Raw genomic sequence first — 18,867 nt, forward strand, 5'->3', positions numbered from 1 at the left:
ACTGCAGTGTGTTGCGGATTGATCGGACTTTCGGTCGACTGGTTTCACTTGTACGCGCTGGTTTGGTCCATCGGTGTGGAGCCTGAGATGTTTGTGAAGGCGTGCGGGGGTGCTGCGGCCACTGCGGTGGTGCTCAGTGTGCTGTTGCATCGCTCGGGTTCCGGCTGGGGTTGGTGATGCGCTACGTGCTTGTCTGCGACTCGCCAACGCCTGTGAACGTTGCTGACTTTCAGGCGTGTCAAACGCAACCAGTTGATCTTGATGCGGCGCTGTCGCAGCACTCAATCGTCCCCAGGCTGACGAACGCGGAAAAAGCGGACTGGATGCTCATGATCGTCACGGTAATGCTGATGGCGTGGGGAATCCGGCTGATGAACGACTTCTTTCTGAATCGACGCTGACATGACCACTGAGCAACTGATTGAGTTTGCCCGCCAGCTTGCAACGGCTGTTGCATTGCTGAGCTTCTTCTCTGCGTTTCTTGGCTACCTGTGCTGGCACATGGTTCGGATGTTCGGTGAAGAAATTAAGGAGCATTTTCGGCGTAAGCGTTGGTCGGCGAAGTACCGCTTGGCGGTGCTGGAGGGCAAGCAACGAAACGCGCGCAAGGCAATGATCTGGCAACACCGTTTTCTCAAGCGTGTGCAGCGCTTGATTGATCGGGAAAAAACCGCTGTGGCTTCGGAGAGGTCATAGCGCTTTTTTCCTCAACCCTTCGGGAGTCAGTATGAACCTGCAACAAGTCCAACGCGGTGTGAAAGCCGCCGTGAAGTCGGAGCAAGTCAAGCAGTGGGCCAAGGCTGCTGTGGTGGTGGCCGGTATGGGTGCTGCCGCTGCGTTCGCGCAGACCACGGGTGGTGTCGATGCTTCGGGTGCGGCGAACCAAGCGAAAACGGACATCAGCGGCGCGCTGGCGGTGATCGGCGGCGTGATGCTCACAGTGTCCGGTATCGCGGTCGCGTGGAAGTGGGCCAAGGCCGCGTTCTTCGGCTAAACCACAAGGGGGCGCTTCGGCGCCCTTCTTTTTTATGGACACCGCATCCATTTTCAATACATACGAAGTCATCCTGCTAGTCGTATGTCTCGCTATCGCAATGCGCTAATTGGAATTCTCTGTGCTCTGCTCTCTTCCTGCGCGGCTTTGGACTCCGCTCCTCAGGGTTCTTGTGCTACTGGGCGTAGCGCTTGCCTTTGGCCTCGGGTTGGTTTCTGAGGCCAGGGCGGATGCTCCTGTCACGTGGTGGTGGTGGCGTGACGTCGATGGGAGCAAGAATTACAACCTGACAACGGACTATCGACCCACAAAGGATGAGGCGTGCGCGTATGCGGTGCCGCGTTCGTTCACTGATCGAGGGCTGTCTCCGGGATGGACTTTTGTGAGTGCGGCGGCTGCCAGTCCGGGGTCGGGTTGCACGTACAACTACAAGGTTACGTCTTCTGGTCAAGCAGGGACGATTGTGAATTCTGGTGCGGTCAATGGCGTGACGTGGTGCGCGAACAACTCCGCACCGAATACGTCTCTGCCGCTCGCTCAACAGTGCGGGCCGGCGCCACCGAGCTGCACGGATGCGTCTGTAATGACCAAATATATCGGCGCTTTCGTGGTGGGTCAGGGAAGTACTCCCCCTAACTATGCGTGCATCCAGGGGTGCCAGTATCCGCAAGGCTCAATTGCGGTTGGGTTGCAGTCTACGTATGGGATGTCTGTCGGCAAGGGAAACGGGCAGACATGCAGTGGTGCCAATTACGACAGCGTAGACACCACGACGAAACCGACTGACCCGCCATCGCCTGTCAGCTGCGCGCAGTTGGGCTTGGTCTACGGCACTGTGAATGGTGTGGGGATTTGCGCCAAGGGTGGCGAGATTCCCGGCACTAGTGTCACAAAGAATGATTCGAAGACATCGACCGCTACGGATGCGAGCGGTGTTCAGGCGCCGAGCCAGACGACCAATACGACCACAAACGTAACGAACAACAATGGTGTTGCGACGGTCACGCAAACGACGACAAAACCGGATGGTTCGAAGGAAACGACGACTCAAACGAAGGATGCATTCTGTGCAAAGAATGCCGATGACGCCGTTTGCAAGGACGTTGATTCGTTTCAGGGCAGCTGCGCAGCTTCCTTCACTTGTACTGGTGACGCTATCCAGTGCGCGATCGCCAAAGAGCAATACACACGGAATTGCCAGGCAGAGGCTTCGCATCCGTACCGTGATGTTTTTTCCAGCGAGGCAGCTAAGGGGCAAGGCAATGCTGGTGTGATTAGTGCCACGGGTGGTCTTCAAGTTGTGGACGTGCAAAACAAACTGGACAACGTGACAGATCGTTTCGGGACAGGTGCCTGTCCTGCTCCGCTCGTGATGCGCCCTATGGACGTTACTGTGGAGATCTCGTTTCAGCCAGTGTGTGATTACGCAGGTTGGATTCGCGCAATTGTGCTGCTGTGTACGGCGCTCTTTTGTGCGCGCATTCTCTTCTTCAATAAGGGCTGATCATGTGGGCTCCTCTCGTTCAACTTTTGTGGGGCGCGTTGCTATCCATCATTGGCAGTATGGTTGGCAAGGTGCTGATTGCCCTTGGTGTTGGTTATGTCCAATACAAGGGCGTTGAGTTTCTTTTTAACAAGCTGGTGGACATCATCAATGCTCAGGTGATCAACATTCCTCCGCAAGTGCTTCAGGTGATGTCGATGCTGGGTCTTGGTGTGGCATTCAACCTGCTGTTGGCGTGCATCACGATAAAGGCAGCGTTGGGCGGTGTGTTTAACGGTGGCCTGGTCAAGATGATTTGGAACCGTACTGGTGATCAAGGGGGGGCCTGATGCCTGTCTATCTGACGACCGGGCTTCCGGGCAACTACAAGACTTTCTATACGCTGGTTACTGTTGAAAAGCGGCGCAAAGAGGAAGGCCGTCCGGTGTTCTATCACGGCATCCCCGACGTGAAGCTAGAGGGGTGGACAGAGATGGAGAAAGGCTCCGACTGGGTGAAGTGCCCGGACGGGGCCATCATCGTGCTTGATGAGTGCCAGAACACGTTTCCGTCTCTGGCGCTAGGCAAGGAATTGCCGAAGCACTACGCCGACGTAGCGGTGCATCGCCATCGCGGTTTCGATCTGTACCTGATTACTCAGGCTCCGTTGCAGTTCGAGGCCAAGATTCGACGCTTGGTGCAAACGCACTGGCATATGCATCGCCCGTTCGGTATGACGAAGGCTGTTTGCTTCGAGTGGCAAGACGGTGTTGCGGAGAACCCGAAGGACTATTTCGCGCGCAAGAATGCTGTGCGTAAGCCATTCGTGCCTCCCAAGGACTTTTACGGGAAGTACCGTTCGGCAACGATGCATACAGTGAAGCGGTCCATTCCGCTGAAACTGTTCATGATTCCGGCGCTGCTGGTGGTGTTATGCGTGATCGGGTTCTTTGGATACCGTCACTTTGCGTCGATGGGTTTTCAGGGCTCTGATCCAGTTAAGGCGGAGACTGGTGGCAAGTCAGGCGCCGGAATCATTTCAAGTGCCGCGCCGGCTTCTGAGCGTAAGAAAACGACCGGTGAGTACATTGCGGAACGTCAGCCGCGGATACCTGGGCTGCCCCACACGGCGCCGGTATATGACGCCATCACGCAACCGACTCGGGCGCCGGTGGTGGCGGGCTGTATTGCGCAGAAGGCGGGATGTAGGTGTTACACCGAACAGGCTACGGTGTTGGATGTCGAGCGCAGTGCCTGCGCGTCGATTGCGCAGAAAGGCTACTTCCGCGAGTTCGAAACGCGATCGTCTAGCGACGGCGCTTTTGGCTCGCGTTCGCTTGCGATGTCGCAGAGCGCAGCAGACCCTGCAGCAGCTTACCGTCCCAATCCATGATGCGCGCAACGAGTTGGCGAATCGTGCGGCAAACGAATTGCTTGCCGTCGCTGCGGGTCCATACGAAGTGGTTGCCGGTGCGGATGAGCTTGCGGATGTGGAGCTTGAGTGCGAGTTGCACGAAGGGGCAGAACTCGATCTTGCTACGTGCCACACGGCGCTTGCTCGGGAGAGCGAACCACAGCGGGGCGTTGCACATTCCGCCAGCGAGTGAGAGGGTCAGTTGGTTCATGGTTTTCGCCTTTAAGGTCATCGGGCCGCTAGATTCTGAGTCCCGGCGTCTTTGTCTCCGGGAGTCTTGCCGAAGCTGTTTCGGCATCAGTCCGCTGAGTTCGTCGTCCCGCGAACGTGAGAGGCCGCTCCCTTCGGAACGTGGAATAAATGGAGGGGACCCGTTTCCGGTTTCATCGGAAATGGGGAGCAGGCCGTTTATGCCGCGAAAGTCCGAAGGGAGTGGACTACGTTCGAAAAAGGGACGGCGGGCTCGGCGGACTGATGACGCTCACCAGGGCGAGTGGAGACGCTGCGCGGCGAGCGCCTTTTGTGCGAAGCACACTAGATGGTCTTTTCTCGGGAAGTCCAGAAACCGTTGAGGTGTCTGGCCGCTCGGAGAGCGGAAGCGATAGGGATTGATGTCCGAATGGAGCGAGACCTAGGCTCGACGCTTGCGCGAAAGCCCGGTCCGAAGGAATCGCCCAAGGGGTTAGGGGTTATGAAGGGAAGAAAACGACTGCTGGAAACGATCAGAAAGAGCGTAGGCGCGTTGATCGAAGCAATGCAGGTAGGGGTAGCCGCTTGGTTGCTGGCCATAGCCATAGCCTTCCTGATGGCTCTACACCCTGCTCCGCAGACTCAGGATGACGTGTTCGTGAATGCTGGCCCACGCGCTCAAGGCCAGCCGTAAGGCGGCATGAGCGCGGGCGCGCGAAGCGCGCCCCTAGACTTGTATCACTGACACTTAAGCAACGAGACGCCACGGTAGTACTGACAGAAAAGAAAATCCCCGCGAGGACGGCAATCCTCCGGGGACGTGATCACAGCGAGAAACGTTAGGAGCGTTCGCCATGAATGGCTTTACGATAGCTGACACCTATCAGGAAATCAACCACGATGATTTGTCGTGGTATGACCGGGATTCTGGTGCTGCGGATTCATATGCTGATGCAGTTGCTACGCGACTCATGAGGCCCAACGTTCGTGAAGAGGTCGTGGTGAAGTGTGTGACGCTTCCTGGTGGGCAACGTGAGGTTGTTGGCTATCCGGTTAAGGTTTTCCGTGACATCAATCTCATGCCCATGCCGAAGGCTAAGCGTGGTGAGTCTCTCAATGAAGATAAGAATAGAGAGCGTGCTGTGCAGCGTGCTAGGAAACGTGTGCGGCTTCTGTGCAAGCAAATATTGGCGGACCGGTTGCTTACCCTTACCTACCGTGAAAACGTGGAGGATCGTGAGCGTGTTGAGCGGGACTTCAAAGAGTTTTCGCGGCTCATGAACAGGCTTGCCAAGCGCACGGGCAAGGACAAGTGGCGGTATGTCGCTGTGCTGGAACGTCAAGAGCGCGGTGCATGGCATATTCACCTTGCTGTGCACGGTCGGCAGGTTTATGACGTAGTGCGTGCGCTGTGGCATCAAGTGGTTGGCGTCGGTATGGGCAACATTGATGTTCAGAACCCGAAGGGCAACCACGCTGGCAAGGTTAAGGAGTGGCCACGGCACAAGCTGGCTGCTTATATCTCGAAGTACATCGGCAAGGATGCCGAAGATTCAGAGTTGAATGCTAAGCGCTATTGGTCGTCTCGCGGCATTGACATCGAAAAGCCCATTTCGGGTCAGTTCTCGTCGCTGGATGATGCTTTGCGTTTCGCCTTCGGTTGGCTGTGCGATAACGCTAACATGCAGGGTCTTTCGAGCTACGTGTCACACGGTCGTGGATGTTTCTGGCTTGCCACTGCTGACGAGTGGTACACCAAGCCAATTGAGGATTGTTAGCACTTGTACCGGTACATCTGATCGCGGACGCCTCGGTGCTGCTGTTTGAGATAGTCGAGTGTTTGCGGGCTGTTCGGTTGTCGCATCGCGGCTTCGAGTGAGCGTGCCTGATCCGATAGTGATGAGCATAGTCCTGCGTTGTTCGCGATCTGTTGTGCGGCCTGTATTTGCGTCTGCGCGATCTGAGCGGAGTACTGGCTGTTCTCGCGCTCTCGGCCCTTGAGAAATTCGCTTTCCTGCTGTCGTACGTTTTCAGACTTTCCGATGGTCGATACGGTGCCTGTTTCTTGGCTTACGCTGTAGGAATAGCCTGTGGGGCAGTTTTGTGCGTCAGTGTAGAGCGTCTTCTTACCGCTGGTGCACTTCATTGCTAGGGCATTGCCGCTGGCGGCCGCAACTATTATGGCTATCACGATTCGAAGCATTGGAACCCCTTGTCATTTTTGGTAAACCTACCATATCAGGGTGGCGGGGTTCCGTTTTAGCCTTTACGCTGCGTCAAGCAGGCTTGGTTGGGTGCGTTCGTGATGGCGCTTAATTGCACGTTTGATGCTGGATATGTGCGTACCGAATTGACGCGCTAGCGCGGACTTCGTGTGCTTACCGGTGAACCATAGACGCATGGCCTCTGCCTCATCTGCAGGGCTCATTGCTGTGGGTCTACCCATTTTCACGCCGCGTCGCGCAGCTGCAGCCATGCCTACACGTGTGCGCTCTCGAATGAGTTCGCGCTCAAATTCCGCGAATGCCCCGACGATTTGAAAGATCATCCGCCCTGCAGGTGATCGCGTGTCGATGTGTTCTGTGAGGCTGCGGAATTGAGCGCCTGCTTGCTCGATGCGCTCGATGATGATGAGTAGGTCTTTCAGCGAACGTGCGATACGGTCGAGCTTGTAGACCACTACCGTGTCGCCCTGGCCGATGGTGCTTAACATCTCCTCAAGCACTGGCCGCTTCGATACGCTCCCGCCTGATCGCTTCTCGGAAAAAACAAAACCGACGCCCGCTTCTCGCAGTGCGTCGGTTTGTGCGTGTGTCTCTTGTTCTTGCGTACTAACCCGTGCGTATCCGACTAACATGCTGCTTCATACATTGTTGTTGTTTGGAGCAGTCTATGTCGGGCCTCGGTGAGTAGTTCGCGTACCCCGCTGAGGATGGGCGTCGCAGAAAAACAAAACCGACGCGTGTTTTCACAGGCGTCGGCTCTAGCTTTACTACGATGTTTTTGTCTGCTGGTGGTCGAAACAGCTAGCAGCTTTTTGTATGGCGGAGAGGGTGGGATTCGAACCCACGGTACCGTTGCCGGTACGCCTGATTTCGAGTCAGGTACATTCGACCACTCTGCCACCTCTCCGGTAACTGGGTCGTTGCGTAAGCAGCGAAACCAAGATTATAGGGACATTGCTATACCGAGCGCAAGCCCCTTCCTGGAAATTTTTTACGCTTCGGGTTCCAGGCGCTCGATGCCGCCCATATAGGCTTGCAGTGCCTTCGGCACCGTCACCGAACCGTCGGCGTTCTGGTAGTTCTCGAGAATGGCCACCAGCGTGCGGCCCACGGCCAGGCCCGATCCGTTCAGCGTGTGCACCAGTTCCGGCTTACCTTGTCCGGCGCGCGAGCGCGCCTGCATCCGGCGTGCCTGGAAATCGCCCATGTTCGAGCACGAGCTGATTTCGCGGTACGTATTCTGCGCCGGAATCCACACCTCGATGTCATAGGTCTTGGTGCTGCCAAAGCCCATGTCGCCCGTGCACAGCACCACGGTCCGGAACGGCAGTTCGAGCTTCTTCAGGATCGCCTCGGCATGGCCGGTCATCAGCTCCAGTGCGTCCATCGACTGCTCGGCCGGTACCACCTGCACCATCTCGACCTTGTCGAACTGGTGCTGGCGGATCATGCCGCGCGTGTCCTTGCCATACGAACCGGCTTCCGAGCGGAAGCACGGCGTATGAGCCACGAAGCGCATCGGCAGCTTTTCCGCCGAAACGATCGCGTCGCGCACGATGTTGGTCAGCGGCACTTCCGCAGTCGGGATCAGGTAGAAGTTCTCGATGACATCCTGGCCATCCTCGCCACCCACCTTGCGCGGCACCTTGAACAGGTCATCCTCGAACTTCGGCAGCTGGCCGGTGCCACGCATCGACGCGGCATTGACGATGTACGGCACGTACATCTCGGTGTAGCCGTGATCCAGCGTATGGGTGTCCACCATCAGCTGCACCAGCGCGCGATGCATGCGAGCCACGCCGCCCCGCAGGAACGCGAAGCGCGAGCCGGTCACTTTGGATGCGGTCTCGAAATCGAGGCCGAGCCGGGCGCCCACGTCGACGTGGTCCTTGACCTCGAAGTCGAACGTGCGCGGCGTGCCGATGCGGCGCACCTCCACGTTCTGCGTCTCGTCCTTGCCCACCGGCACGCTCTCGTGCGGCAGGTTCGGAATCGACATCATCGCGTCATTGAGCTGGCTCTGGATCTGGCCCAGGCGCTCGGCCGAAGCCTTGAGCGTATCGCCAATGCCGGCCACTTCGGTCATCGGGGCCGAGGCGTCCTCGCCCTTGCCCTTGAGCATGCCGATCTGTTTGCTCAGCGCGTTGCGGCGGGCCTGCAGTTCCTCGGTCTGGGTCTGCAGTTGCTTGCGTTCGGCCTCCAGGGCCTGGAACGTGGCCACGTCGAGTTGGAAACCGCGCGCGGCCAGGCGTTGGGCCACGGCGTCGATGTCTTTGCGGAACAGCTGGATGTCGAGCATGTTGCTTGGGGGTCGTGTGCAGTGCCGGCGACATGCCGGCGAACGCGACATTTTACTGCACCGGCATGACCGGACGGCGCCGAATCTGCCCGGATTTCCCACGCTGTTCGGTCATTCGGCGCCGGATCCGGCTCCCAAGGCCCAGGTTGCAACGCTCAATCCTTGTCGCCGCCCTTCTTGTCATCCGCCGGCTTTCCCCGGTTTTCACGATGCCAGGCGGCGTCCAGATCGCGCAGATGGCGCAGCTTGTCGCCAATCTTGCCTTCCAGCCCGCGCGGGGTGGGCTGGTACCAGTCCTGCCGGCGCAGGTCATCAGGCAGGTAGTGCTCGCCGGCGGCGTAGGCTTCGGGCTCGTCGTGCGCATACCGGTAGGCGTGGCCGTAACCCAGCTCCTTCATCAGCCGGGTCGGCGCGTTGCGCAAGTGCACGGGCACCGGGCGCGACTTGTCTTTGGAAACAAAGGCGCGCACCGCGTTGTAGGCGTTGTAGCCGGCGTTCGACTTCGGCGCCACGGCCAGGTAGATCAGGGCCTGCGCCAGCGCCAGCTCACCTTCCGGCGAGCCAAGCCGCTCATAGGTTTCAGACGCGTCGAGCGTGATGCGGGCCGCGCGCGGGTCGGCCAGACCGATGTCTTCCCAAGCCATCCGGACGATCCGGCGCGCCAGATAGCGCGGGTCGGCGCCGCCATCGAGCATGCGGCAGAACCAGTACAGCGCGCCATCGGGATCGGAGCCGCGCACCGACTTGTGCAGCGCGCTGATCTGGTCGTAGAACGCGTCGCCGCCCTTGTCGAAACGGCGCAGGTTCTCGGCCAGCGCGCTGCCCAGCAAGGCCGTATCGATGATTTGCACGCCAGCATTGCGGGCGGCACGCACCACGATCTCGATATTGTTCAGCAGCTTGCGGCCATCGCCATCGGCCGAACCGACGATCAGGCCCAGCGCCTCGTCGTCCCACTGCACGCCGCCCAGCTCCTCGCTGGCGCGCAGCACAAGTTGCTTCAGCTCGTTGTCGTCGAGGCTCTTGAGCACATAGACCGCCGCGCGCGACAGCAATGCGCCGTTGACTTCGAACGACGGATTTTCGGTGGTGGCACCGATGAATACAAACAGACCGCTTTCCACATGGGGCAGGAAGGCGTCCTGCTGGCTCTTGTTGAAGCGGTGCACCTCATCCACGAACACCAGCGTGCGGCGCCCGTGGGCGCGGAACTGCTCGGCACGCTCCACCGCCTCGCGGATGTCCTTGACGCCGGACAGCACGGCCGACAGCGCGATGAATTCGGCGTCGAACGCATTGGCCATCAGCCTGGCAAGCGTGGTCTTGCCCACGCCGGGCGGCCCCCAGAGGATCATCGAATGCGGTTCGCCCGATTCGAAAGCCACGCGCAGCGGCTTGCCGGCGCCCAGCAGATGCTGCTGGCCAATCACCTCGTCGATATTGCGCGGGCGCAGGCGCTCCGCCAGCGGTTGCCGGGAACGTTCAGGAGGGTCGGAGAACAACGAATCCGCCACGGTACTGGAGCCTTTCTGTCAGGTAGCGGCCGCCGCAGGCGGCGCGGAACGCCACAGTGTAGACCATCGGCGCCGCGCGAATTATTTTGCGCCACCCCCTAAAGCCGGCTTTGGTTATGCCGATAACTTCCAATGGCCCGCGTTTCATGCACGCGGGAAGGGCGACGCCGGCACAACGACCGGCGGCTCACTCCAGAACCACTGTTTGCGAATTTCGGGGATTTGTATGCTGCGATACCGCATGCTGATGTTCAAGCTGAACCGGCTGGCGAGCAAGAACAAGCTCAATGGCGTGGAAGAAATCTCGCTGGCCGGGCAGTTTGCCGAACTGATCGCATCCCAGGAGGATGCCGACCACGTCGTCAACGACCTGTTCGATCATGAAAACGCGCACGTGCGCCGCATCGGCCTGTCCGCCATTCGCCGCACGCGGCGCTACGGCGGCCGCCTGCTGCTGCCGGCGCTGATGCGCCGCATGATCGATGTGGAAGGCTGGATTCGCCACGACGCGGTCTGGATCATCCAGGAAGCCGATCTGGACGGCGCCGAACTGCGCGCCGCGCTGCGCCGTATCGCCGCCAATGTCCGCCTGCCGCAGGACGCCGTGCGCGCCAAGCAGAATCCGACCGATGGCATGTTGCACGCCGCCGTGCGCGCCCGCCAGTATCTGGACGTACTGATCGCCCGTTCCGCGGCCGCTCACAACGAAGCGCTCGCCGCTGGCGGCGGCCTGGCCGGCGCCAGCGACGGCAAGCCCTATGCGCAGGATTCGGTCGGTCATATCCGCGCCGTGCATCGCCAGCTACAACGCAAGCTGGCCGGCCGCAAGCTCGACAGCAGCACGAAGCTGAAATTCCGCAAGGTCGAGCCGCGCTACGAGGAAAACGACAACCGGCGCTTTCTGCTCTGACCCGGCTGGCCGGGCGGCGGCGGCCGGTTGCGCGGCGCAGCAATGAGCAGGCTTGTGGGGCGATCTGAATTCTTTCGAAATCGGGCGCGGCAGCGCTGGGCCAGCCTTACCATGACTGGCAGCCGGCGCCCGTGCCGGCCCGTCAGGAGGAAACCACTGTCATGGCCATCACCACCCGCATGCGCAAGAAGAAGCAGTACAAGAAAGCGGTGCTGAAGCTGCGCGCCGCCATCAAGCGCGGCAACGAGGAAGCCATCCGGATACGGCGCGAGCAATTGCAGGCGCTGCCCAAGCCGCGCCAACGCTACGCGCGCGAAGCACTGGCGTCGTAGCACGCGGCCCCGCGACGGGGGCCGCCACCTTGCAAGTCTTCAGCCCTTGGCCCGATCGGTGAGGGTCTTCATCGCATCCGCGGGCAGCGGGCCGTGGCAGCTGCGCTCGCCATTGGCCTGACCGACGATCAGCCAGACCTTGTCCGGCGTGCCATTGGGATGCAGCACCCATGCCGGTCCGCGCGTCGTGTTGCTGGCCGGCAGATCTTCGAGCACGCCGTTGTGCGGCGATTGCAGCAACACGGCGCAATCGGTCTGCGCGATGCGCGTGGCGTTGAGGAAGTCGGTATTGCCCAGCACTTCGGGCAGAGCCGTGTCGGAGCCGCGCAGGAAGGCGTCGACATCGAAACGGCTGGCCTGGCTGTGCGCGCAGGCGGACAGGACCAGCGCGGCGGCCAGCGCGCCGCCGGGCATGACAATGTGGCGCAGGGCCGGGAGATGACGGAAAGCGGGGGCGTCTTTCATAGCGGTCCTTGGGCGTCGGTCTCTCACTGCTTCATCACATCGGCGCCCTTCGGCACCGTGAAGCGGAATGCATCGGCCGGCAGCGACGGATTCTTCTGGATGCCGGTGAACGTCAGCAACGTGGTGTTGCCGAATGCGTCGCGCAGTTCCATCGCCTCAAGATTGCCGCCCTTGAAGCCGATGCCGATACGCTCGAACTGGGTGTCCTTGGACTTCGGCGTCAGTTCCAGCCACTCGACGCCATCACGCGTGGCACCGTTCTTCACATCGAAGTTCTTCGACAGGTCATTGCTGCCGAACAGGATGGCGGCAGGGCTTGAACCGAGCGCGTTGTCGAGCTTGCGCTCGGTCACCTGGTTCAGGTCCTTGTCGTAGATGTACAGCGTCTGGCCATCGGCCTGCAGCAGCTGGTCATAAGGCTTGATATAGCGCCATGTGAACTTGCCCGGGCGCGAAAACGCGAACGTGCCGCTCGACGTGCCGGCCACCTTGGCCTCGCCCCCCTGCCCCTTGATCTGCTTCTGCGTGAACTCGCCGCGCGCGGTCTTCACGCTGGTGACGAAGGTTTGCAGTTGGTCCGTGGCGGCTGCATGCGCGGCGGGCACGGCGGCCAGCAGCGCCAGCGTCGCGCACAGCGGCGCGAGAATGCGATGTCGCATGAAATCCATCCCTTACGTGTGGCTGATGTCCGATTAGAGCGTGCCGCGTGTCGCCAATTCCGCGACAGGCTGTGACGGGCGTAACGGTATATTACCCGTCACTTTGGCCTGTGCGGCGTGCGGATGGTGCGGCGTCAGTCGTCGGCGGTTGCGCTGCTGCCCGCCGGCACCAGGATGTCGCGGTTGCCGTTGCCCGACATGGCCGAGACCAGTCCGGCCTTTTCCATGTCTTCCAGCAGCCGCGCCGCGCGGTTGTAGCCGATGCGCAGATGCCGCTGCACCAGCGAGATCGACGCGCGGCGGTTCTTGATCACCACTTCCACCGCCTGGTCGTAGAGCGGATCGGCCTCGCCCCCGCCCCCGCCAATGCCGGCACCGCCGCCAAGGCTGTCGCCAGCGCCGTCGCCATCGACCAGGCCGCCTTCGAGAATGCCCTCGATGTAGTTGGCCCCGCCGCCTTCCTTGAGTTTCTCGACCACGCGGTGCACTTCATCGTCGGACACGAAGGCGCCATGCACACGCACCGGCATCCCGGTGCCCGGCGCCAGGTAGAGCATGTCACCCATGCCCAGCAGGGCTTCGGCGCCCTGCTGGTCCAGGATCGTGCGCGAGTCGATCTTGCTGCTGACCTGGAACGCGATACGCGTCGGCACGTTGGCCTTGATCAGGCCCGTGATCACGTCCACCGACGGGCGCTGCGTGGCCAGCACCAGGTGCAGACCCGCCGCACGCGCCTTTTGCGCGATCCGCGCGATCAATTCCTCGACCTTCTTGCCCACCACCATCATCAGGTCGGCCAGTTCGTCGATCACGATCACGATCGTCGGCAGCTTTTCCAGCGGTTCCGGGGCATCGGGCGTCAGGCTGAACGGGTTCGGAATCTTCTCTTCCTTCGCCGCGGCCTCGTCGATCTTCTTGTTGTAGCCAGCCAGGTTACGTACGCCCACCTTGCTCATGAGCTTGTAGCGGCGTTCCATCTCGCCGACGGCCCAGTTCAGCGCGTTGCCGGCCTGGCGCATGTCGGTCACCACCGGGCACAGCAAGTGCGGAATGCCCTCGTAGACGCTCATTTCGAGCATCTTCGGATCGATCAGGATCAGGCGAACCTGGTCGGCGCGGGCCTTGTAGAGCAGCGACAGAATCATCGCGTTGATACCCACCGACTTACCCGAACCCGTGGTACCGGCCACCATGCAATGCGGCATCTTGGCCAGGTCGGCCACCATCGGCTTGCCGGCGATGTCCTTGCCCAGCGCCATCGTCAGGCTCGACGCACTCTCGTTGTACACGTGCGAACCCAGTATCTCGGCCAGGCGCACGGTCTGGCGCTTCGGATTCGGCAGTTCCAGGCCCATGTAGTTCTTGCCCGGAATCGTCTCGACCACGCGAATCGACACCAGCGACAGGCTTCGCGCCAGATCGCGGGCCAGGTTCACTACCTGGCTGCCCTTCACGCCCGTGGCCGGCTCGATTTCGTAGCGCGTGATCACCGGGCCAGGATAGGCGGCCACCACCTTGACCTCGACCCCAAAGTCCTTGAGCTTCTTCTCGATCAGGCGCGACGTGTATTCCAGCGTCTCGGCACTGACCGTTTCCTGATGCGCGGGCACGGCGTCCAGCAGCGACAGCGGCGGCAGGTCCGAATCATGGATGTCCGCGAACAGCGGCTGCTGCTTTTCGCGCTCCACACGCTCGTGCTTGGGCACGGCCTGCGGACGCACGATCTGCACCGGCACGGCCTCTTCCTGCTTCACGCGCTGCACTTCCACGGTTTCGGTACGTTCCACTTTCGCCGCGGCACCGATGATGCGGTCCTGCTTTTTCTCGCGGCGGGCCTTGAAGCCCATGAAGAACGTCTCCACGAAGCCGCCCACATGCTCGGCCACCGACAGCCAGGAAAAATGGAAGAACAGGGACAGGCCGATGGCGAACATCAGCAGCAACAGCAGCGTCGCGCCGGAAAATCCCAGCGCCAGCTGCAGCCAGCCCCCGAGCAGATCGCCCAGCACGCCGCCCGGCGCGCGCGGCAGCGCCGAGCGCAGCGGATACATGCGGATGGCCTCGAGGCCCATGCTCGACACCAGCGTCAGCACGAACCCGATCCAGCTGATCACGGTACTGTGCTGCGGCTCCTGCACACGCTCAGGCAGTTCGGCGGTCAGCTCGCGCCAGCCGCGCCAGCACCGGCGCAGCAGCAGCACGCTCCACCAATAGGCGGAAAAACCGAAGATAAAGAAGAGGATGTCGGCCACCCAGGCGCCCACACGGCCGCCGAGGTTGCGGATATCGGACACCTGGCTGGCATGCGACCAGCCGGGGTCCGCCTTGCTGTAGCTGGCCAGCACACACAGGAAGCCGAGCGTCACGGCAAGCAGCAGGAACCAGCGCACCTCGCCAAGCAGCTTGCCGATGCGCGATGGGAGTGCCGACGGGTCGGTCCGGGTAGTCGTGGTTGCGCGAGCCATGCGTCAGGGTCTGTTCGATCGTGCGAAGTGGACGATGGGGGCCATTTTAACCTCGGCTGCCCCTATCGCCTCCATTGGAATTTGCAACAGTCGGCAAACGCCGCGCCACTTATAATGGCGGTTTCGAGTGACACCGGCACGAATACCGCGCCGGGTCATTTGCTGCCTACAGGAACGCATCATGTCTGCAAAACACGCAAAAGTGCTGATTCTCGGGTCCGGCCCGGCCGGCTACACCGCCGCCGTCTACGCGGCCCGCGCCAACCTGAACCCGGTGCTGATCACCGGCCTGGCCCAGGGCGGCCAGCTGATGACCACGACCGACGTGGAAAACTGGCCCGCTGACCCTAACGGCGTCCAGGGCCCGGACTTGATGCAGCGATTCCTGGCGCATGCCGAGCGCTTCAACACCGAAATCATCTTCGATCACATCCATACGGCCAACCTGACCGAAAAACCCATCCGCCTGATCGGCGACGCAGGCGAGTACACCTGCGATGCCCTGATCATCGCCACGGGCGCCTCGGCACAGTACCTGGGCCTGCCGTCCGAAGAAAGCTTCATGGGCCGCGGCGTGTCGGCCTGCGCCACCTGCGACGGTTTCTTCTACAAGAACCAGGAAGTGGCCGTGATCGGCGGCGGCAACACGGCCGTGGAAGAAGCGCTGTACCTGTCGCATATCGCCAGCAAGGTCACCGTGATCCATCGCCGCGACAAGTTCCGCGCCGAACCGATCCTGGTGGACCGCCTGCTCCAGCGCGTCAAGGAAGGCCGCGTGGAACTGCGCTACGACCATACGCTCGACGAAGTCCTGGGCGACCAGTCGGGCGTGACCGGCCTGCGCATCCGCAGCACCAAGGACGCGTCGAAAACCGAGGACCTGAAACTGTCCGGCCTGTTCGTGGCAATCGGCCACAAGCCCAATACCGACCTGTTCGTGGGCCAGCTGGAGATGAAGAACGGCTACATCATCACCAAGAGCGGCCTGTCGGGCGATGCCACGGCAACGAATATCCCGGGCGTCTTCGCCGCGGGCGATGTGCAGGATCACGTTTATCGCCAGGCCATCACCAGCGCCGGAACGGGCTGCATGGCCGCGCTGGATGCCCAGCGCTACGTGGAAGCACTGAAGTAAATTCCCGCCGGCCAGCCCACGGCTGGCCCCGGCGCGAAGCCAACGGGGACGCCCGCCTTGCTGCGGTCGTCCCCGTTTTCCTTATAATCGGTGCCGAGCGTTATCTAAGGTTTCTGCTATGTCGAACGGCGCCAAAACCCCTCCCAAGCGATTCAGCCTGCACGATCTGGCCGGGTTGCGTGACGACCTCAAGGTCGACGCCGAGCGTCGCGAGGCCGAGCGCGTGGCCGCCGAAGCCGCCGCCAGGCGCGCCGAGGAAGAAGCCAACGTCTTCCGTTCCAGTGTCGGCACGGTCAGCACCCTGCGCGACCGCAATCGCGTGCATCATCCCGTCAAAGCCCCCGCGCCCATCGCGGTACAGACCCAGCTCAACGACAAGGCCGTGCTCGAAGCGTCGCTGTCAGATGAGTTCGACGTCGAGAACCTGCTCGATATCGACGAGACCATGTCGTTCCGCCGCCCCGGCATCGGCGAGGATGTGATCAAGAAACTGCGCCGCGGCGAGTGGGTGCCGCAGGACAAGGTGGACCTGCACGGACTGCGCAGCGACGAGGCCCGCGAGGCGCTGGCCAATTTTCTGCGCCGCTCGGTGCGAAACGGCGTGCGCTGTGTACGTGTGATCCACGGCAAGGGCATCGGGTCACCCGATAAATTGCCCGTGCTCAAGGGCAAGGTGCGCAGCTGGCTCGTGCAGAAGGAAGAAGTGATCGCTTTCGTCCAGGCCCGCGAGTCGCAAGGCGGCGCGGGCGCCCTGATGGTTTTGCTGCGCCAGCCCAAACCCTGACGCCACCTATGCACCTGCACCTGCCGTTCGATCTGCTGATGGGGCGGCTGCCCCTGATCCTCCATGTCATGGAGATCACCGGGGTCCTTGCCTTTGCAGTGTCGGGCGTGGTCGACGCGCGCAAGCAGCGGCTCGACGCCGTGGGCACCTTCATCGTTGCCTTCGCCACCGCATTTGGCGGCGGTACCGTGCGCGACGTCTTGCTGGACCGGCGCCCGTTCTACTGGGTCGAGCACGAATACTATGTGCTGCTGATCTTTGCGATGTCGATTGGCGCGGCCATCGTGTTTCGCGTGGTCAGCAGCGTGGCGTCGGACCGCGCAATGCTCGTGGCCGATGCCATCGGCCTGGGATTGTTCTCGGTCACCGGTACGTCGCTGGCGCTGGTGGCCCAGATGACGCCGACCGTTGCAGTCATGATGGGCATCATCTCTGCCGTGTTCGGCGGCGTACTGCGTGACGTGCTGTGCAATGAAGTACCGATGATCCTGCGCGACCGGTCGCCCTATGCCACGTGTTCGTTCGTGGGCTGTTGGGTCTACGTGGGGCTGACGTGGCTACGCGCGGACCAGGAAGTGGCGCTGCTGGCCGGCGCACTCGTGACGATAGCGATGCGCCTGCTGTCGGTGCAGTTCGGGTGGAAGCTACCGAGCTGAACGGGCGATACCTCTGCAAGGTTGCCGAAGGTAAAAAAAAGGTTCTTCGGAGAATTCCGGGGACTGAATTGCCACATTCCGTATCCTAATGGCCGTTAAGACGGCTGTTGAGGAACGGGATGCTGGATCGGAAGACGCTGCAGGCCTTGGGCTGCTGGGATGGCTACAGGCTGGATCGGGTGGTATGGCCTGAAGGGGAGAGCCGTACGCTGGCGCTGTACTTGAAGCCAGTCAGCAAGGTCATGTACTGCGAGGAATGCGGATCGAAGTGCCGGCAGGTCCATGAAACGGTGGTGCGGCGCGTGCGCGATCTTCCGCTGTTCGAGTACCGGGTGGTGCTGCATGTCCCCCGCAGGCGCGTCTGGTGCGATCAATGCGGGGGGCCGCGACTCGAGCGGCTCGAATGGCTTGGGCGCTACCAGCGTGTCACAGCCAGGCTGGCGCAGGCCTGCGGGCAGTTGCTGCGTCACTGCACGGTGCAGGCCGTGGCGGCTTTCTATGACCTGGGCTGGCATACCGTCAAGACGATCGACAAGGCGCGCCTGCGCGAGGCAGTCGTCGAGCCGGACTGGTCCAGCATCCGCTACCTGGCCATGGACGAATTCGCGCTGCACAAGGGCCATCGCTATGCGACGGTGGTGGTCGATCCGATTGGGCGGCAAGTGCTCTGGATCGGTCAGGGCCGCTCGCGCGAGACGGCGCGCGCCTTCTTTGCGCAACTCCCGGCAGGCGCGGCAGAGCGCATCGAGGCCGTTGCCATCGACATGACGACCGCCTATGAACTGGAGATCCGCGAGCATTGCCCGCAGGCTGAGGTGGTCTTCGACCTCTTCCACGTCGTGGCCAAGTACGGGCGCGAGGTGATCGACCGGGTCCGTGTAGATCAGGCCAACCGCCTGCGGCACGACCGTCCGGCCAGACGGGTACTCAAGTCCACGCGCTGGCTACTGCTGCGCAACAAGGAGAACCTGAGCGACCCTCAAGCCGTGCATCTGAACGAGGTGCTGCAGGCCAATCAGCCGTTGCTGACGGTCTACATCCTGAGAGACGAGCTCAAGCGGCTGTGGTTCTACCGCCGCCCGGGATGGGCGCAAAAGGCGTGGGAGCATTGGTGTGAACAGGCAAGCCAGAGCCGGATTCCGGCTCTCGAACTGTTCGCCCAGCGCCTGAAAGCCTATTGGCACGGCATCATCGCCCGATGCCGGCACCCGCTGAACACGAGCGTCGTAGAGGGCATCAACAACACCATCAAGGTCATCAAGCGTAGGGCCTACGGCTACCGCGACGAGGAATACTTCTTCCTGAAGATCAAGGCTGCCTTCCCCGGAATTCCTCGTTGAACC

Annotated in this window: 21 protein-coding genes and 1 tRNA gene; 13 read left to right on the plus strand and 9 right to left on the minus strand. The window is 61.5% G+C overall.

The window, feature by feature from the left end; translation table 11 throughout:
• Positions 1-176: 176 nt before the first annotated feature.
• The 6 genes from AC3FLX_RS19475 to AC3FLX_RS19500 all read left to right on the plus strand — a co-directional run bounded on the left by AC3FLX_RS19475 (position 177) and on the right by AC3FLX_RS19500 (position 3,870).
• The gene (locus AC3FLX_RS19475; protein ID WP_488698940.1) at positions 177-401 is read left to right on the plus strand and encodes a hypothetical protein; all 225 of its coding nucleotides are present in this window, start codon (positions 177-179) and stop codon (positions 399-401) included.
• Between the two features lies 1 nt (position 402).
• Positions 403-696, plus strand: coding sequence for a hypothetical protein (locus AC3FLX_RS19480; protein WP_488698941.1), 294 nt, complete (start codon positions 403-405; stop codon positions 694-696).
• Positions 697-727: 31 nt separating this feature from the next.
• Entirely contained in the window at positions 728-994 is a 267-nt protein-coding gene (locus AC3FLX_RS19485; protein WP_488698942.1) for a hypothetical protein, read from the plus strand.
• Between the two features lie 583 nt (positions 995-1,577).
• Complete coding sequence (locus AC3FLX_RS19490) at positions 1,578-2,498, plus strand: virulence factor TspB C-terminal domain-related protein (RefSeq protein WP_488698943.1); 921 nt, start codon at positions 1,578-1,580, stop codon at positions 2,496-2,498.
• 2 nt (positions 2,499-2,500) lie between these two features.
• Positions 2,501-2,827 carry a DUF2523 domain-containing protein gene (locus AC3FLX_RS19495; RefSeq protein ID WP_488698944.1) on the plus strand — a complete coding sequence of 109 codons (327 nt, stop codon included), beginning with the start codon at positions 2,501-2,503 and terminating at the stop codon, positions 2,825-2,827.
• Positions 2,827-3,870, plus strand: a complete 1,044-nt coding sequence (locus AC3FLX_RS19500; RefSeq protein WP_488698945.1) for a zonular occludens toxin domain-containing protein — start codon at positions 2,827-2,829, stop codon at positions 3,868-3,870. The genes AC3FLX_RS19495 and AC3FLX_RS19500 overlap by 1 nt, the downstream gene beginning before the upstream one ends.
• Here the strand turns inward: AC3FLX_RS19500 and AC3FLX_RS19505 are convergent.
• Entirely contained in the window at positions 3,785-4,102 is a 318-nt protein-coding gene (locus tag AC3FLX_RS19505) for a hypothetical protein (RefSeq protein ID WP_488698946.1), read from the minus strand. The two genes, AC3FLX_RS19500 and AC3FLX_RS19505, sit on opposite strands and share 86 nt — an antisense overlap.
• An 832-nt stretch (positions 4,103-4,934) precedes the next feature.
• Between AC3FLX_RS19505 and AC3FLX_RS19510 the strand changes: the two genes are divergently transcribed.
• On the plus strand, positions 4,935-5,858 hold the full coding sequence (locus AC3FLX_RS19510; RefSeq protein ID WP_488698947.1) for a rolling circle replication-associated protein: 924 nt from the start codon (positions 4,935-4,937) through the stop codon (positions 5,856-5,858).
• On the opposite strand, the gene AC3FLX_RS19515 is transcribed toward AC3FLX_RS19510, so the two are convergent.
• The 5 genes from AC3FLX_RS19515 to AC3FLX_RS19535 all read right to left on the minus strand — a co-directional run bounded on the left by AC3FLX_RS19515 (position 5,855) and on the right by AC3FLX_RS19535 (position 10,118).
• Positions 5,855-6,283: a hypothetical protein gene (locus AC3FLX_RS19515; RefSeq protein ID WP_488698948.1), complete on the minus strand. Its 429-nt coding sequence runs from the start codon at positions 6,281-6,283 to the stop codon at positions 5,855-5,857. The genes AC3FLX_RS19510 and AC3FLX_RS19515 overlap by 4 nt on opposite strands.
• 63 nt (positions 6,284-6,346) lie before the next feature.
• Positions 6,347-6,937, minus strand: a complete 591-nt coding sequence (locus tag AC3FLX_RS19520; RefSeq protein WP_488698949.1) for a recombinase family protein — start codon at positions 6,935-6,937, stop codon at positions 6,347-6,349.
• 185 nt (positions 6,938-7,122) lie between these two features.
• Positions 7,123-7,212, minus strand: a tRNA-Ser gene (locus AC3FLX_RS19525).
• Positions 7,213-7,296: 84 nt separating this feature from the next.
• Complete coding sequence (gene serS, locus AC3FLX_RS19530) at positions 7,297-8,604, minus strand: serine--tRNA ligase (protein ID WP_488698950.1); 1,308 nt, start codon at positions 8,602-8,604, stop codon at positions 7,297-7,299.
• A gap of 155 nt (positions 8,605-8,759) precedes the next feature.
• On the minus strand, positions 8,760-10,118 hold the full coding sequence (locus tag AC3FLX_RS19535) for a replication-associated recombination protein A (protein WP_488698951.1): 1,359 nt from the start codon (positions 10,116-10,118) through the stop codon (positions 8,760-8,762).
• A gap of 226 nt (positions 10,119-10,344) precedes the next feature.
• Between AC3FLX_RS19535 and AC3FLX_RS19540 the strand changes: the two genes are divergently transcribed.
• The gene (locus AC3FLX_RS19540; protein ID WP_488698952.1) at positions 10,345-11,028 is read left to right on the plus strand and encodes a hypothetical protein; all 684 of its coding nucleotides are present in this window, start codon (positions 10,345-10,347) and stop codon (positions 11,026-11,028) included.
• 161 nt (positions 11,029-11,189) lie between these two features.
• On the plus strand, positions 11,190-11,360 hold the full coding sequence (locus AC3FLX_RS19545) for a hypothetical protein (RefSeq protein ID WP_488698953.1): 171 nt from the start codon (positions 11,190-11,192) through the stop codon (positions 11,358-11,360).
• A 39-nt stretch (positions 11,361-11,399) separates the two neighbouring features.
• On the opposite strand, the gene AC3FLX_RS19550 is transcribed toward AC3FLX_RS19545, so the two are convergent.
• The 3 genes from AC3FLX_RS19550 to AC3FLX_RS19560 form a co-directional block, all read right to left on the minus strand.
• On the minus strand, positions 11,400-11,774 hold the full coding sequence (locus AC3FLX_RS19550) for a hypothetical protein (RefSeq protein ID WP_488698969.1): 375 nt from the start codon (positions 11,772-11,774) through the stop codon (positions 11,400-11,402).
• Between the two features lie 74 nt (positions 11,775-11,848).
• The gene (lolA, locus tag AC3FLX_RS19555) at positions 11,849-12,484 is read right to left on the minus strand and encodes an outer membrane lipoprotein chaperone LolA (RefSeq protein WP_488698954.1); all 636 of its coding nucleotides are present in this window, start codon (positions 12,482-12,484) and stop codon (positions 11,849-11,851) included.
• A gap of 134 nt (positions 12,485-12,618) precedes the next feature.
• Positions 12,619-14,949, minus strand: coding sequence for a DNA translocase FtsK (locus AC3FLX_RS19560; RefSeq protein ID WP_488698955.1), 2,331 nt, complete (start codon positions 14,947-14,949; stop codon positions 12,619-12,621).
• A 181-nt stretch (positions 14,950-15,130) separates the two neighbouring features.
• On the opposite strand from AC3FLX_RS19560, the gene trxB reads away from it, so the two are divergent.
• The 4 genes from trxB to AC3FLX_RS19580 all read left to right on the plus strand — a co-directional run bounded on the left by trxB (position 15,131) and on the right by AC3FLX_RS19580 (position 18,864).
• The gene (gene trxB, locus AC3FLX_RS19565; protein ID WP_488698956.1) at positions 15,131-16,084 is read left to right on the plus strand and encodes a thioredoxin-disulfide reductase; all 954 of its coding nucleotides are present in this window, start codon (positions 15,131-15,133) and stop codon (positions 16,082-16,084) included.
• 118 nt (positions 16,085-16,202) lie between these two features.
• Complete coding sequence (locus AC3FLX_RS19570) at positions 16,203-16,868, plus strand: Smr/MutS family protein (RefSeq protein WP_488698957.1); 666 nt, start codon at positions 16,203-16,205, stop codon at positions 16,866-16,868.
• A gap of 8 nt (positions 16,869-16,876) precedes the next feature.
• The gene (locus tag AC3FLX_RS19575) at positions 16,877-17,524 is read left to right on the plus strand and encodes a trimeric intracellular cation channel family protein (RefSeq protein ID WP_488698958.1); all 648 of its coding nucleotides are present in this window, start codon (positions 16,877-16,879) and stop codon (positions 17,522-17,524) included.
• 119 nt (positions 17,525-17,643) lie between these two features.
• Positions 17,644-18,864, plus strand: coding sequence for an ISL3 family transposase (locus AC3FLX_RS19580; RefSeq protein WP_488694692.1), 1,221 nt, complete (start codon positions 17,644-17,646; stop codon positions 18,862-18,864).
• The last annotated feature ends 3 nt before the right edge of the window (positions 18,865-18,867 follow it).

The sequence above is a fragment of the Cupriavidus sp. 291-E7 genome, from assembly GCF_057798835.1.